The sequence below is a fragment of the Ructibacterium sp. SJQ-7 genome (assembly GCF_054696575.1).
The window spans coordinates 2,601,785-2,614,728 of sequence record NZ_CP195193.1; the positions used below are offsets into that span (position 1 = coordinate 2,601,785).

23 protein-coding genes are annotated in these 12,944 nt (G+C 40.5%); all 23 read left to right on the forward strand.

The window, feature by feature from the left end; all coding sequences use genetic code 11:
• The first annotated feature begins 8 nt into the window (after positions 1–8).
• The 23 genes from ACSAMO_RS11325 (at position 9) to ACSAMO_RS11435 (ending at position 12,937) form a co-directional block, all read left to right on the forward strand.
• Complete coding sequence (locus ACSAMO_RS11325; protein ID WP_499209343.1) at positions 9–467, forward strand: YopX family protein; 459 nt, start codon at positions 9–11, stop codon at positions 465–467.
• A gap of 4 nt (positions 468–471) precedes the next feature.
• Positions 472–618, forward strand: a complete 147-nt coding sequence (locus ACSAMO_RS11330; protein WP_499209344.1) for a hypothetical protein — start codon at positions 472–474, stop codon at positions 616–618.
• Positions 619–639: 21 nt separating this feature from the next.
• The gene (locus ACSAMO_RS11335; protein ID WP_499209345.1) at positions 640–879 is read left to right on the forward strand and encodes a hypothetical protein; all 240 of its coding nucleotides are present in this window, start codon (positions 640–642) and stop codon (positions 877–879) included.
• Complete coding sequence (locus ACSAMO_RS11340; protein WP_412630152.1) at positions 876–1,265, forward strand: beta-sandwich lipoprotein; 390 nt, start codon at positions 876–878, stop codon at positions 1,263–1,265. Before ACSAMO_RS11335 ends, ACSAMO_RS11340 begins: the two co-directional genes overlap by 4 nt.
• Before the next feature lie 18 nt (positions 1,266–1,283).
• Positions 1,284–1,850, forward strand: coding sequence for a hypothetical protein (locus tag ACSAMO_RS11345; protein WP_412630151.1), 567 nt, complete (start codon positions 1,284–1,286; stop codon positions 1,848–1,850).
• The gene (locus tag ACSAMO_RS11350) at positions 1,843–2,013 is read left to right on the forward strand and encodes a hypothetical protein (RefSeq protein ID WP_499209346.1); all 171 of its coding nucleotides are present in this window, start codon (positions 1,843–1,845) and stop codon (positions 2,011–2,013) included. The genes ACSAMO_RS11345 and ACSAMO_RS11350 overlap by 8 nt, the downstream gene beginning before the upstream one ends.
• 11 nt (positions 2,014–2,024) lie before the next feature.
• The gene (locus ACSAMO_RS11355) at positions 2,025–2,462 is read left to right on the forward strand and encodes a hypothetical protein (RefSeq protein ID WP_499209347.1); all 438 of its coding nucleotides are present in this window, start codon (positions 2,025–2,027) and stop codon (positions 2,460–2,462) included.
• 145 nt (positions 2,463–2,607) lie between these two features.
• Positions 2,608–3,426 carry a hypothetical protein gene (locus tag ACSAMO_RS11360; protein WP_499209348.1) on the forward strand — a complete coding sequence of 273 codons (819 nt, stop codon included), beginning with the start codon at positions 2,608–2,610 and terminating at the stop codon, positions 3,424–3,426.
• A gap of 32 nt (positions 3,427–3,458) precedes the next feature.
• Complete coding sequence (locus ACSAMO_RS11365) at positions 3,459–3,620, forward strand: hypothetical protein (protein ID WP_499209349.1); 162 nt, start codon at positions 3,459–3,461, stop codon at positions 3,618–3,620.
• Between the two features lie 33 nt (positions 3,621–3,653).
• Entirely contained in the window at positions 3,654–4,127 is a 474-nt protein-coding gene (locus ACSAMO_RS11370; RefSeq protein WP_499209350.1) for a terminase small subunit, read from the forward strand.
• Entirely contained in the window at positions 4,124–5,362 is a 1,239-nt protein-coding gene (locus tag ACSAMO_RS11375) for a PBSX family phage terminase large subunit (RefSeq protein WP_499209351.1), read from the forward strand. The genes ACSAMO_RS11370 and ACSAMO_RS11375 overlap by 4 nt, the downstream gene beginning before the upstream one ends.
• The gene (locus tag ACSAMO_RS11380) at positions 5,359–6,705 is read left to right on the forward strand and encodes a phage portal protein (protein WP_499209352.1); all 1,347 of its coding nucleotides are present in this window, start codon (positions 5,359–5,361) and stop codon (positions 6,703–6,705) included. Before ACSAMO_RS11375 ends, ACSAMO_RS11380 begins: the two co-directional genes overlap by 4 nt.
• Positions 6,695–8,248 (forward strand): minor capsid protein, encoded by a 1,554-nt coding sequence (locus ACSAMO_RS11385; RefSeq protein WP_499209353.1) that lies wholly within the window; start codon positions 6,695–6,697, stop codon positions 8,246–8,248. Before ACSAMO_RS11380 ends, ACSAMO_RS11385 begins: the two co-directional genes overlap by 11 nt.
• 5 nt (positions 8,249–8,253) lie before the next feature.
• Positions 8,254–8,502: a hypothetical protein gene (locus tag ACSAMO_RS11390; protein ID WP_499209354.1), complete on the forward strand. Its 249-nt coding sequence runs from the start codon at positions 8,254–8,256 to the stop codon at positions 8,500–8,502.
• 187 nt (positions 8,503–8,689) lie between these two features.
• Positions 8,690–9,229: a DUF4355 domain-containing protein gene (locus ACSAMO_RS11395; RefSeq protein ID WP_499209355.1), complete on the forward strand. Its 540-nt coding sequence runs from the start codon at positions 8,690–8,692 to the stop codon at positions 9,227–9,229.
• A 12-nt stretch (positions 9,230–9,241) separates the two neighbouring features.
• Positions 9,242–10,393: a phage major capsid protein gene (locus ACSAMO_RS11400; protein WP_499209356.1), complete on the forward strand. Its 1,152-nt coding sequence runs from the start codon at positions 9,242–9,244 to the stop codon at positions 10,391–10,393.
• Between the two features lies 1 nt (position 10,394).
• On the forward strand, positions 10,395–10,748 hold the full coding sequence (locus ACSAMO_RS11405; RefSeq protein WP_499209357.1) for a phage head-tail connector protein: 354 nt from the start codon (positions 10,395–10,397) through the stop codon (positions 10,746–10,748).
• Positions 10,732–11,043 (forward strand): hypothetical protein, encoded by a 312-nt coding sequence (locus tag ACSAMO_RS11410; RefSeq protein WP_499209358.1) that lies wholly within the window; start codon positions 10,732–10,734, stop codon positions 11,041–11,043. The genes ACSAMO_RS11405 and ACSAMO_RS11410 overlap by 17 nt, the downstream gene beginning before the upstream one ends.
• Positions 11,040–11,450, forward strand: coding sequence for an HK97-gp10 family putative phage morphogenesis protein (locus tag ACSAMO_RS11415; protein ID WP_482490551.1), 411 nt, complete (start codon positions 11,040–11,042; stop codon positions 11,448–11,450). The genes ACSAMO_RS11410 and ACSAMO_RS11415 overlap by 4 nt, the downstream gene beginning before the upstream one ends.
• Positions 11,443–11,796 carry a hypothetical protein gene (locus tag ACSAMO_RS11420; RefSeq protein WP_337600086.1) on the forward strand — a complete coding sequence of 118 codons (354 nt, stop codon included), beginning with the start codon at positions 11,443–11,445 and terminating at the stop codon, positions 11,794–11,796. Before ACSAMO_RS11415 ends, ACSAMO_RS11420 begins: the two co-directional genes overlap by 8 nt.
• 3 nt (positions 11,797–11,799) lie before the next feature.
• Complete coding sequence (locus ACSAMO_RS11425) at positions 11,800–12,417, forward strand: major tail protein (RefSeq protein ID WP_499209359.1); 618 nt, start codon at positions 11,800–11,802, stop codon at positions 12,415–12,417.
• Positions 12,418–12,470: 53 nt separating this feature from the next.
• Positions 12,471–12,782: a hypothetical protein gene (locus tag ACSAMO_RS11430; protein WP_412293920.1), complete on the forward strand. Its 312-nt coding sequence runs from the start codon at positions 12,471–12,473 to the stop codon at positions 12,780–12,782.
• A gap of 17 nt (positions 12,783–12,799) precedes the next feature.
• The gene (locus tag ACSAMO_RS11435; protein ID WP_412293919.1) at positions 12,800–12,937 is read left to right on the forward strand and encodes a hypothetical protein; all 138 of its coding nucleotides are present in this window, start codon (positions 12,800–12,802) and stop codon (positions 12,935–12,937) included.
• Positions 12,938–12,944 lie beyond the last annotated feature (7 nt).

Consider the following 12,944-nt stretch of genomic DNA (forward strand, 5'->3'; position numbering starts at 1 on the left):
GATGCATAATGCGAGAGATACTATTCAGAGGTAAACGTATAGACAATGGAGAATGGATAACAGGCGGTATATTTCAGCAAAAAGCTGATGATGTAAAAGATGAAGTAGTGTATATAATTGATAATTCATCAAATGATGTTGACTGTGCACATAGGGTTATACCTGAAACAGTAGGACAATTTACAGGAGTTACCGACAAAAAAGGAAACCGAGTTTTTGAGGGAAGTATATTCCGATATGAACCGCATTTCACAACGGAGAAAGCGTGTTTAGGAATAGTTAAATACAGAAATACATACGACAGACAACGTGCGTGTAATGACTGCGGTTTTGTCATAGAGTGGCAACATGAGCCGTTAATGACGCTACGAGAAGATTTATTATACTGGTGCGGTGACGGGAAATCAGCCAGTGTTATAGGCAATATACACGATATGAATGATAATCCCGAATTGTTGGAGGAATAAGAAAATGACAGTCACAGATTTTTATGAAAAGTTCAAAGAATTAATGGAACAAGGATATGGTGAATATACGGTGTCAACTGACGCGGGACTTGCTCCGTTAGTGGCTGAAAAGGCAGAGATATGGGAAGATAGCAAAGAAGTGATTTTGTGATAAAGAAAGAGAGGAATAAAAATGAATTTGATAAAGAGGTTTAAGAAAAGAAAACAAGAAGAATTAAAAAACGAGTTTTATAACTATATAGAAAATGCAAAGCACAATATAAAAATAGCAATAAACAGTGATGTGGCGGAGTTTTGGTATGCAAAAGTGCTCGGAGCATTGGATTTAGCCGGAAACATAGGTATGATAGACTTTTACGAACAAATTAAGATAGGAAATGAGGTTAGGATTATACGGAGGAATAATAAATGAAAAGAAGATTTATAAAAATAATTGGAATATTGATGATGTTTTGCATAGCAGTAATGCTGACGGCGTGTTCGGAGGCGGAAATGGTAAACTACAATATGTCAAAACAGGCAGACTATTTTGAATGCGAACGAAAAATCACCGTTTACAATGCACGAACAGATAATATCGTGCTTGAGGCGGAGGGATATATGAGTATATCCAATAATACAACTAACGAATTGGTGATAACTGTTAAAACGGGTGAGAATTCGTATAAGAAAAACTATGTGTATTTAAATGAATACACAATGTATGCGGTTGAAGATATTACAGGGACACATACAGACCCATATCATTACAAATTGTATTGGCACACGCACGAGGGTGTGAGCGTTGAGGTGAAATAAAATTAAGGAGGAAAAGTAATGAAAGTAGAGTTGAAAGTGAACGATAAAAGCGTTCAGGCTGAAATACCTGAGGAACAGTTAAAAGAGACAGTATTGTTTGAACAGCTAAAAAAGCTGGGATTGATTGAGGATAAGCCTAAAACAGGATATGAGAGAAGAGAAGAATGTAACAATAAGAAGTATTATTTTGTCAATACTATAGATTTAGTAATAGAAAATGAGAATACCGTCCTATTTGACCAAAATCGTTATGATGTAGGCAATTATTACAGCGATAAAACCATTGCTGAGAACAATGCAAGAGCTGATAGGTTATTGCGTTGTTTAAGACAGTGGCAGGCACAAAATGACAAGGTTATTTCTGTGTCTGATTGGAAAAATGATAAAATCAATAAATATTGTTTTGCATATAATTATAGTTTAAATGAATTAAACATAGGAATAGAACGGAAATTAAGACGACCGAATGCTATATATTTCTCAACATCCCAAAAAACAGAGGAAGCTATTGAAGTATTCAAAGATGAACTGCTATGGTATTTTACCGAGTATGTTCAGCGATTAGATGAGGCGCAAAATGGTTAAAGAACAATTATGTTGGACGTGCCAGAATGCTTGCGGATGGTGTTCGTGGAGTAGTTGCTTTCAGCCTGTTGAGGGTTGGACCGCTGAAAAGGTACACCGCAAGACGTATGATTCGTATAGAATAACAAAGTGTCCGGAGTATGTACCGGATAAGAAAGCATAGGGGGAATTGATTTGACGATTAAAGAATGTAAAGAATGGCTTTCGAGAGCGAGAAAGACGGACGAGGAGATTAACGCACTTATTGCGGAGCAGGAGAGAGCATTGACAAACGCAACAAGCACTGTGGCTCAGTCGGGCAGTGAAAAGGTGCAGACGTCAAACGTGAATACTTCGGAGAATAAGTTTGTAAGCTATGCCGCTTATTCCGAATTGATAGATAAACGCATTGACAGACTGTACGAAATTAAAAAAGAGATTTTGGAAAACGTGAATAAACTCGATGACGCAACACTTCGAACTATATTAATTCTGCGTTATCTCAATTTTCAAACGTGGGAAATGATTGCTTGTAAAATGAATTACAGCTATATGCAAATATGCCGTCTGCACGGCAAGGCTTTGAATTTAATTAAAGATGTTATAGAATGTTATATTGCACCTGTGATATAGTATATCATGAAATAAGTAACATAAGCGGTGTATCATCGTGAGATGATGGGTGAATATCTCGTGTGATTGGTGGGAGTGGAGATATTAAAAAAACGGCAGATTGTATGTGTTAATCATATGCAGTCTGTTTTTATTTGGAGGAAATATGGATTTAAACGATATTAAGGATAAAGCCGAGAATGTTTACGGCGGAGAAAATACAACTGAATATAAAGAATTTGAAGATAAATTTAAACCGAAGAAAACGACTGATGATTGTTATACACCTGATAATATTTACGAAACGGTTGCGGATTATGTTGCAACACGATTTAAAGTGGATCGTAACAAGTTTGTACGTCCTTTTTATCCGGGTGGAGATTACGAGAAGTATAATTATATGTCTGATAGTATTGTTGTGGATAATCCGCCGTTTTCAATATTGGCACAGATAGTGAAATGGTATCAATCGCAAGGGATAAAATTTTTCTTGTTTGCACCGGGTTTAACTATTATTGGATTAACACGACACGCAAATATAATCTGCGTAGGGTATAGCGTGACATATGAAAACGGTGCAAAAGTTAATACATCGTTTGTAACAAATATGACAGATAATCTGATTGAAAGTAGTAGCAAATTATATAAGCGTTTAGAAAATGCAGATAAAGAAAATTTGCGAAAAATAAAAAAACAATTACCTAAGTATACTTATCCTGATAACATATTGACAGCATGCAGAATGAATACACTTTCGCGATATGGTGTTGATTTTGCGATAAAGCGAGAAAATGGATATTTTATGCGTGATTTAGATAGTCAGCGAAAATTCAAAAAAAGCATTTTCGGTAACGGTTATTTAATATCGGGCAAAAAAGCTGCAGAACTTAAAGCTGCAGAACTTAAAGCTGCAGAACTTAAAGCTGCAGAACATGTTTGGGAGCTGTCGGAACGAGAGAAAGAAATCATAAAGACTTTGAAATGAAAAATAAAAAAAGAAGTGGAAAGGTGAAAACAATGTTCGAAAGAATAAAGGCATATTGGCAAAAACGAAGATACGAACGAGAACGCAAGAAGTTCATACGCAAATGGAACGAGGATAATAAAAATTGGTGCGAGTGTAGGCACAAGCGCAAAGCGTTTAAACGTGCGATGATAAAAAACGGATATACGATGTAGTTAATCGGAAAATGCGAAAGTGAGGTGATAAGAGTGACTGAAAAACAAAAGTTATTTTGTGAGGAATATTTGATTGATTTGAATGCAACGCAAGCGGCGTTAAGAGCGGGATATTCGGAAAAGACAGCGTATTCGATTGGGAATGAGAACTTGAAGAAACCTGAAATTCAGGAATATATTCAAAAACGGCTGAAAGAGAAAGAGGACGCTCTTATTGCCAAACAAGATGAGGTATTGAAAACGCTTACGGCTGTTATGCGACGTGAGAAACCCGAAACGGTTGTTGTGACGTGCAAAGCACGTAAATCACACTATAACAACAAGGGCAAGAAAGTCACTGACGAGGCGGAGCAACCGATATGCGTTGAAATACCGACAAAGGTGTCTGACGTAAACAAAGCGGCGGAAATGTTGGGTAAATACTACGCATTGTTCACAGACAAATTAAACGTTGACGGTGATATGGACTACAGCATTAAGATTGATTACGGTGGTGAGGACGAATGAACAAAGTAACAGTACCGTTCAATCCGATATTCAAACCTGTACATCAATGTAAAAAGCGTTATGTTGTAATGAAAGGCAGTGCCGGAAGTGGCAAGAGCGTTGATACTGCACAACTGTACATATTGCGTTTAATGCGTGACAAGGGACGTAATCTTGTATGTGTGAGAAAGTCCGATATAACAAACCGTGACAGTACGTTTGCGGAGCTTGAAAGTGCCATAAACCGTATGGGCGTTGGCAGAGCGTGGCGAGTTACGCAAAGTCCGTTGTCGTTCACCTGTATAAACGGCAACAAGATTATATTTCGTGGTGTAAACGATAACAAGCAACGTGAAAAGCTGAAATCAATCACATTTGCAAACGGTAAATTGACAGATGTATGGATTGAAGAGGCTACGGAGCTTGTGCAACAGGATTTTGAAATTATAGATGACCGTTTGAGAGGTGAACTCCCCGACGGTCTTTTTTATCAGATAAAATTGACATTTAACCCTGTATCGTCAAGTCACTGGATAAAGAAAGTGTTTTTCGATATACAGGACGATAACGTCTTAACGCATCAAAGCACATATTTAACAAACCGATTTTGTGATGAGGCGTATCGACAACGTATGTTACGACGTAAAGAGGTTGACCCTGAGGGCTACAGGATTTACGGCTTGGGCGAATGGGGCGAAACAGGCGGATTGATATTCTCAAATTATCGCATTGAGGAATTTGAAACAGATATGAGCCGTTTTGACGCTATGGCGATAGGACAGGACTTCGGCTTTAATCACGCAAATGCTATATTGACGTTAGGCTATAAGGACGGCGATATTTACGTTTGTAATGAACTGTATGTACACGAAATGGATACGACCGAAATTATCACTAAGGCTGACGGTAAGTTCAGTAAAAGTCTTGCAATGTGGTGCGACAGTGCAGAGCCGGACCGTATAAAAATGTGGCGAAAGGCAGGCTATCGAGCAAGGGCAGTTGTTAAAAATCCGAACAGCATACAATCGCAGATTGACTGGTTAAAAGGCAGAAAGATACATATTCATCCGTCTTGCGTGAATGTAATCAAAGAGATACAGCAATGGCGTTGGCGAGTTGATGAAAAGTCGGGCGAATATACGGACGAACCTGTCAATGTATTTGATGACGCAATGGCGGCACTGAGATACGGCGTTGAGAGTTGGCGCAAGGATAAGAAAGCTAAAATCTATTCAAGAGAGGAGTACGGAATATGATAATTGATGAAGATATAGTCGCAGGCGGTGTGACACCGTTTATCATAACGAAATTGATTGAACGACACGAGCGAGAGCGACAGAGATACCGATTATTGCACGATTACTATATGGGCGACCACCGCATTTTAAACCGCAGAAAAAGGGGCAAAAACGTGGCAAACAACCGCATAATGTGTAATCACGCAAAGTACATAACGGATATGACACAGAGTTATCTTGTCGGCAATCCTGTAACGTATGCGGTGTCGGACGAATACGATATTGAGGCAATCAAAAACGAATATTTGGAACAGGATATGCCGAGTGTTGACAGTGAAATTGTAAAGAATATGAGCATTTACGGCAAAGCATATGAACTGATTTATGCAGACGAAAAAAGCAAGCCGAGAAGTGTCCGATTGGATCCGGAGCATACATTTGTATGTTACTCACAGTCGGCATTTGAAAAGCCGTTGTTTGCGGTGTATTACTACAAGAAATACGACCTTGACGGCTACTGTACAGGCAGTATTTGTCGTGTGTATGACGAATCGTTTATATATACATACACAGGTCTTGACAGCTATACGGCATTGTCATTGCAAAATGTTGAACCACATTACTTTTTCGATGTGCCGATTATTGAATACAGAAATAATACGGAAATGCAGGGCGATTTTGAACAGTTGATAACACAGATTGACGCATACAATGTGTTGATGTCAGATAGAATTAATGACAAAGAGCAATTTGTTAATTCGCTGTTGTTTTTGTGTAACTGCGACCTTGACACCGAACAGGCAAAAAAATTATTGGTAGAACGCATTTTGATGGGTGACGGCGACGCAAAAGCGGAGTATCTGTCAAAGGTGCTGAACGAGGCTGATACAAAGGTGTTGCGTGACGACATCAAGGACGATATACACCGTCTGTCACACGTTCCCGATTTGTCGGACGAAAGTTTCGGCAACAATTTGTCGGGTGTGGCGATAAAGTATAAGCTGTTGGGATTTGAACAGCACGTCAAGAACAAAGAACGTAATTTTGCTAAGACATTAAGAAAACGTTTAGAGATTTACAACAATTTCTTAGTGACATTAAACGCAATGAAAGAAGTGCCGTCGCACAGAGTTGATATAGGATTTACATATAACTTGCCTGCAAACGAACTTGAAATAGCACAGATGATTAATTACCTCAAAGGTCTTGCGTCTGACGAAACATTATTAGAGCGTTTGCCATTCATCACAGACGCAAAGGAAGAAGTTGAAATTGCACGCAGAGAGCAAGCGGAAAAGTCCGCCGAAGATATGCGTATCGCAGAAATTTCGGCAAGGAAAGTAAACTACAATGAAGAGTAAGGCATATTGGGTAAAACGTGCCGTTGAAGTTGAAACATATTTACAATCGCAAGCGGACAGCGTTAAGGACGGTGTAATTAAGGCATATGAGCGAGCAATCAAGAATGTAAACAATGATATTGAGAAAACGTTTAAAGCCTATATTTCAACCGATATACCCGAAAAAGAGGCACGTCGGCTGATGAGCATAGCTGACAGCGACAAGCAATATGAAGAACTGCTCGAACTGTACGACGAAACAGACGACAAGACGGTTAAAAAAGAAATTCTAAACCGCATAAATGCACAGTCATACGGTGCGAGAATTAGCCGATTAGAGGGATTGAAACGTAATGTGTACATCTATTTCAGACACGTTGCAAATGAGGCTATAAAAGAGCAAAAGAAACTGTATGACAGTGCGGTAAAGACGGCATATTATACAAACATATTTGATACCGCAAAGGGATTGAACTGCGGAATTGATTTTTCACTCGTTCCGCAAAGAGCGGTTAATATGGTGTTAAGAGAGCCGTGGCATGGTCACAACTACAGCGCGAGAGTGTGGATACATAACGACAGATTTATACAGGCAGTCGGACAGACGATTGAGGACGGTATTATCAGCGGTCACAGTGTAAGCCGTATGACCGACAAGCTGATTGATTACGTCAAAGATACTGCACCGGGCGGAATACGAACATCAGCCGAAACACTTGTGCGAAGTGAAACGGCGCATTTTATGAACCAAGGGCAGAGAATGGCATACGAGGAAATAGGTATAAAACAGTATCGTTTTGTTGCGGCGCTGTCTGAATTGACGTGTGACACTTGCGGTAATCTTGACGGTAGCGTGTTTGATACCGACAAAGCCGTTGAGGGCGAAAACTTCCCGCCGATACACCCGCGCTGTCGTTGTGTTACGGTTATGGCAGACGTGAATTTGTCAACTCGTATCGCCCGTGACCCGTTGACGGGCGAAAATTACAAGGTTGACGGCAGTATGACGTTTAATGAATGGAAAAACGGACTGTCGGACGAGCAAAGAAATGCGTTAAAATATGTTGCAAATAGTGAAAAACGTGGTATAATAAAGGTAGATAAAGATACATTGAAAGTATCTACGGGCGGAAGAAGAAACGAGAAAAATCTTTCACAGGAACAAATAGACAGCATTAAAGATTATGCGGTTTCTTTGGGTATGCCAAGAGAACGTATTTATTATGTTGATTATGATTGTACAGCATATGGCTCTTTAGCGGACGTTTTACGAATTGGAACTGATGTATATCCGTCAGAGAAAAAGCAATCCAATCCAAACAGTAATGTTTCTATGAAAGGTGCCATAGCTCACGAAATAATCGGACACCGTGCGGCATTTTTGAACGGAAAGACGCAAAGTGATGATATTTTAGAAGAAGTGCAGGCGAGTTTGAGGGCGGCAATATTAACACCCAATTTATCAAACAGCGAAAGAATGGTACTCGCAAGGGACGGGGTATATAGATTACATAAAACGGGTAAAAAATTAAAAGACGTACGAAATTTATTGTATTTGGAGTGATAGTTATGTGTGAAATAATAAATGTTCAAAAAATAAACAATCAATTTATTGTGGATTGCACTCCGTGCAAGGAAGATTTTACGAATGCGAAACTATTGCAAATCATCAATAAGCATAAGCAAGTATATACGACAAAAGAGTTTAAAGTTGAAAAAACAAGAGGGTGCTTTTCAAAAGGTGGCTCACCGTGGATTGTACTACAAAATATTCCTGATGGTTTTGTGGATAAAGGCAATGAGATAATTTTCAGATAAAAATAACTAAATATACGCAAAAGCACGTTTTCGGACGTGCTTTTTTGATACACTGAAAGGCGGTGATAGTGTGAGAGTAGGCACAACATACACATAGAAGAAAGGAATGGTGATCCGATTATCTCCCTGTTAGACGTGGGGTTATACGTCTTATTTTTATACAATTTTTCAGAAAGGAATGATTTGAATGGCAGATACAGCAGAGCAAACAGAAAATCAAGAGCAAGAGAAGTCCACAGAGCAGAAGTCCACAGAGCAGAAGTCAACCGAACAAAAAGACGGCGACAATCAAAAGGCGATTGACGAAGCGATAGCTAAGGCGAAAGCGGAGTGGGAAAAGGAACTTGAGCAAAAGCTAAAGGACGCTGAAAACGAGGGCATGAGAAAAGCCAAGTTGACAAACGAGCAAAGAAAAAAAGAGGACGACGACAAGGAACGAGAAGAATTTGAAAAAGCAAAGGCAGAGTTTGAACGTGAAAAAATCGTTGCATATGCCGAAACGGAACTTGCCAAAGTCGGACTGTCCGCCGAGATTGCAAAGTACATCATAGCAGAGGACAAGGATAGCACAAAGGCGGTTATTGACAAGATAAAAGAAAGCTATGACAAAGATGTACAAGCAGGTGTTACCGAGCGTTTAAAGGGAAAAACACCGAATTTAAACGGTGGCAGTGGCGGTCACAACACAGGCAGTTTTATGGACATAATCAGAGAAAATCAGAGATAAGGAGTGAAATAAATGGGTTATTTGAAAAATGAATTGACAGGCTTTGTGCCTGTCGAGCAAGCAACAGACATCATCAAAATGGTGACAAGGGGTTCAAGTGTTTTAAGAATGGCGAAAGTCGAGGAAATGAAACACGAGAAAAAGAAGTTTAACGTACTTACAGACGGTCCGGGTGCTTACTGGGTCGGTGAGGGTGAAAGAATTAAGACAAGCGGTGCTACTTGGATTCACCCTGAAATCGAGGCTAAGAAGTTAGCCGTTATTATTCCGGTAACAAAAGAAAAGTTGGAAGATACGACTATCAGCGTATTTGAAGAACTAAAGCCAGAAATCGCAGAGGCATTCTACAGAGCGATTGACGCGGCGTGCATTTTCGGTACAAATTCACCGTTCAAGACAAACATTATGAACGCTATCGACAGTAAGCATATGGTTGTTACAGACAACGCAAATATTGATATTGCTATGTCTGACGCAATGTCGATGATTGAAGAAAACGGCTATGACCCGTCGGGATTTATCGGTCGTATCGGTGTTAAGAATATGCTGAGAAAATTGCGTGACGCAAACGGCGCACCTGCATATGTCAACGGTACAACAGGCGGTGAGCTGTACGGTCAGCCTATCGAATTTGTACGTAACGGTGCGTGGGACAATAAACGTGCCGATATTATCACAGGTAACTTCAAGTATGCCGTTGTCGGTATGCGTGCAGGTATCAACTATGAAATTCTTACAGAGGCAACACTACAAGGCACTCTTGACAGTGACGGTAAACCGCTATCACTTGCCGAGCAAGATATGGTTGCAATCAAGGCTACTATGCGTTTAGGTTTCCTTGTTGTCAAGGACGACGCATTTGCCGCATTTAAGAACGGTGTTCCGACACTCGGCGAATTGACAGTTGAATCGGTTGCAGGCACAACAGGCAACACCGTTATTACGGTATCGCCAAAGCCTATCGGCGGTCACAAGTTGGTTTACAAGGCTGCCGCAAGCACCGCTCCAAGTGTTGCGTATGACGACGATTTGTCGAAGTGGACAGAGTTTAACAACGGTGACGAAATCACTGCGACAAACGGTCACAAGATTACAGTTGCGGAAGTTACCGCAGACGGCAAAGCGAGAAAGTCGGGCAGTGCCGACGTTGTAAGCGGTGAATAATATGGAGCATTTAGGGACACTGAAAATGTTGTTAGGAATAAAGGACGACGAGCAAGACGGCTTGTTGTCCTTTTTGATTAACGACACAATTAATATGATTATGTCTTACTGTCATATTGAGGTTTTGCCCCGTCAGCTTGAAAGTCTTGTTCCGAAGATTGCGGCGGATATGTATAGAATAAAAGGCTACGGGGACAGTAAAAGTCCCGAAGTAGTCAAGAGCGTAAGCGAGGGCGAACGTTCCGTAACATATGCCGAAAATGATAATGATGAGATTTTCAGCAATTATTATAAACGTCTTGACCCGTTCCGCAAACGAAAGGGGCGTGTTCCGAGTGATGTCGGTATTCAGTAGGTTTTATAATAAAGACGTCATAATTGCAGAATACGAGATTGACGACTATACAGGCAAAGCTGAAAAGACGGTATTATCCGAAATCAAAGCAGATATACAACCGTACAGTGGTGGCAGAGCAAGAGAAGAATACGGTCTTGATATAGAATGTCAAATGCGTATGTTCTGTGATATGTCGGACGATGTAAATGTCGGCAGTAAGGTTGAATATGACGGCGATATATACGATATAACATATGTGCAGAAATGGGACAGCGGTTTGGTAGCAATGCTTGAGAGGAGTAGGCTGAAATGAATTTTTCAATCGAGGGGATAGACGACGTTGTTGACAAGCTGACACAGTATGCGTCGGGCGATAAAATACAGCGAGGTTTGGCAATGGCGGGTGAAGTCGTAAGAGCGCACGCAGTGGCAAACTGTCCTGTTGCAACAGGGCGATTAAAAGGCAGTATCGTAAGCCAAGTGGACGGTGACAGTGTTGCAATCGGTCCGACTGCCGATTACGGTATTTATGTCGAATTCGGCACAGGCTCAAAGGGCGACAAATCTGTTTCGCATACGTCAAAAAGACACTGGACGTATTACAGTGGCGGTCGATTTTACACAACGTCGGGGCAAGCACCACAGCCGTTCCTCGTACCTGCACTGAAAAATAACATCAGCGAGATAATCGCAAAATTCAAGGAGGGGTACGGTGTTTGATATTGGTTTGGAATTACGGGATATTTTAAAGCAAATAGACGGTGTAAGTGTATGTTTTGCATATCCCGATAATTTTAATAAATTGCCTGCAATAGCATATTACACACTAACGGACAAAGGCTCAATGTCATATGACAATACGGTCGTTACGAATGATACGACTGTTCAGATTGATATTTACGCCGATTATCCGCAAACGTGTTTTGAATTGTCGGAGAGGGTATATAAATTGTTGACTGATAATGAATATTATCACGAAATGACAATGGACGTACCAAATCCCGATGATAAAAGCATAAAACATAGGACAATGAGATTTACGAAAGTAGTAGAAAGGAATGATTGATTTATGGCAAATACAGCAAAAAGAAAACCACTACCTACAATAGGTGTGGACAAGTACACATTTTTCGCAGTTTTAACAGACACATCAGAGGGCGCAACATATGGTGATCCGTACAATTTAAGAGGTACAGTCGAAATTGCACCGACAGACGCAGGCGGCAGTGATGTTTTTGACGCCGATAACGGTGCGTATGAAACATCAAACTACATTGAAAAATTAGGTCACGACATCACAAATGCCGATATTCCACCGGAAGTTGATTCAATGTGGCGTGGACTGACACAAAAAGACGGTGTAGTAGAGGTCGGCAACGATACAAAAACCGTTTATTTCGGTGTTGCGTGGAGAATTATGAAATCCGACGGCTCATACCGTTATGTAAGATATTACAAGGGTTCGTACAGCTTTGCGTCAAACGTAGGCGGCAAAACAAAAGCGTCAAGCGGTGCGCCTGAAAAGCAAACCGCAAAGGCTACATACACAGCCGTACAACGTGATTTTGACAACAACTATTACGCATACTTTGACGAAAGCGATTTGCCGGAGGGCGTTACAAAGACAGAACTTGAGGAAAACTGGTTTAAGGATATGAACTACTATCCAGTGAAGAAAGCACTGTAAGACAAGGCACGCCGAAAGGCGTGCTTTTTTCGTATAGAGAGGAGCGAGTAACAATGCAAAGAGTATTAACATTTGTACACAACAAAAAGAAGTATGTATCAAAACCGTGGTGTTTCGGTGCGGCAACGTTGGTTGAAAAAGAATATATGGACGTTGCAGAGGGGGAAAAAGTAACGGCTACGTCGGTATGTGCAGATGCCGTTGACTATCTGTTTGAGGGTACAGAGGCGACACAAGATATTTTGGACACGGCTGTTTCAGCAAAAATGAGAATGTGTCGTGAAGTTATGAAGTGGTTTATGGACGATTTTACGGGAAAAAACGAGGAAAGCCTGCCGGAGCAGGCAACCGAAAAGGAAGATTAAGCGATTTATACGGGACAATGCTGAAATATCACGGTATATTGCCGAATGATTTGGCAAAACAAGACCCAAGATTATTACTTGCAGTTATAATCGAGGACGAGGAAGAAGAATATACGGGAAATGACCCGTATTTAAAAATGTTTTATGGAATGTAGTGAGGTG

Bases quoted from the DNA above. Each gene is read 5' to 3' on its own strand.
- ACSAMO_RS11325 (WP_499209343.1), top strand. From the start codon at position 9: ATGCGAGAGATACTATTCAGAGGTAAACGTATAGACAATGGAGAATGG.
- ACSAMO_RS11330 (WP_499209344.1), top strand. From the start codon at position 472: ATGACAGTCACAGATTTTTATGAAAAGTTCAAAGAATTAATGGAACAA.
- ACSAMO_RS11335 (WP_499209345.1), top strand. From the start codon at position 640: ATGAATTTGATAAAGAGGTTTAAGAAAAGAAAACAAGAAGAATTAAAA.
- ACSAMO_RS11340 (WP_412630152.1), top strand. From the start codon at position 876: ATGAAAAGAAGATTTATAAAAATAATTGGAATATTGATGATGTTTTGC.
- ACSAMO_RS11345 (WP_412630151.1), top strand. From the start codon at position 1,284: ATGAAAGTAGAGTTGAAAGTGAACGATAAAAGCGTTCAGGCTGAAATA.
- ACSAMO_RS11350 (WP_499209346.1), top strand. From the start codon at position 1,843: ATGGTTAAAGAACAATTATGTTGGACGTGCCAGAATGCTTGCGGATGG.
- ACSAMO_RS11360 (WP_499209348.1), top strand. From the start codon at position 2,608: ATGGATTTAAACGATATTAAGGATAAAGCCGAGAATGTTTACGGCGGA.
- ACSAMO_RS11365 (WP_499209349.1), top strand. From the start codon at position 3,459: ATGTTCGAAAGAATAAAGGCATATTGGCAAAAACGAAGATACGAACGA.
- ACSAMO_RS11375 (WP_499209351.1), top strand. From the start codon at position 4,124: ATGAACAAAGTAACAGTACCGTTCAATCCGATATTCAAACCTGTACAT.
- ACSAMO_RS11380 (WP_499209352.1), top strand. From the start codon at position 5,359: ATGATAATTGATGAAGATATAGTCGCAGGCGGTGTGACACCGTTTATC.
- ACSAMO_RS11385 (WP_499209353.1), top strand. From the start codon at position 6,695: ATGAAGAGTAAGGCATATTGGGTAAAACGTGCCGTTGAAGTTGAAACA.
- ACSAMO_RS11390 (WP_499209354.1), top strand. From the start codon at position 8,254: ATGTGTGAAATAATAAATGTTCAAAAAATAAACAATCAATTTATTGTG.
- ACSAMO_RS11395 (WP_499209355.1), top strand. From the start codon at position 8,690: ATGGCAGATACAGCAGAGCAAACAGAAAATCAAGAGCAAGAGAAGTCC.
- ACSAMO_RS11400 (WP_499209356.1), top strand. From the start codon at position 9,242: ATGGGTTATTTGAAAAATGAATTGACAGGCTTTGTGCCTGTCGAGCAA.
- ACSAMO_RS11405 (WP_499209357.1), top strand. From the start codon at position 10,395: ATGGAGCATTTAGGGACACTGAAAATGTTGTTAGGAATAAAGGACGAC.
- ACSAMO_RS11410 (WP_499209358.1), top strand. From the start codon at position 10,732: ATGTCGGTATTCAGTAGGTTTTATAATAAAGACGTCATAATTGCAGAA.
- ACSAMO_RS11415 (WP_482490551.1), top strand. From the start codon at position 11,040: ATGAATTTTTCAATCGAGGGGATAGACGACGTTGTTGACAAGCTGACA.
- ACSAMO_RS11425 (WP_499209359.1), top strand. From the start codon at position 11,800: ATGGCAAATACAGCAAAAAGAAAACCACTACCTACAATAGGTGTGGAC.
- ACSAMO_RS11430 (WP_412293920.1), top strand. From the start codon at position 12,471: ATGCAAAGAGTATTAACATTTGTACACAACAAAAAGAAGTATGTATCA.
- ACSAMO_RS11435 (WP_412293919.1), top strand. From the start codon at position 12,800: ATGCTGAAATATCACGGTATATTGCCGAATGATTTGGCAAAACAAGAC.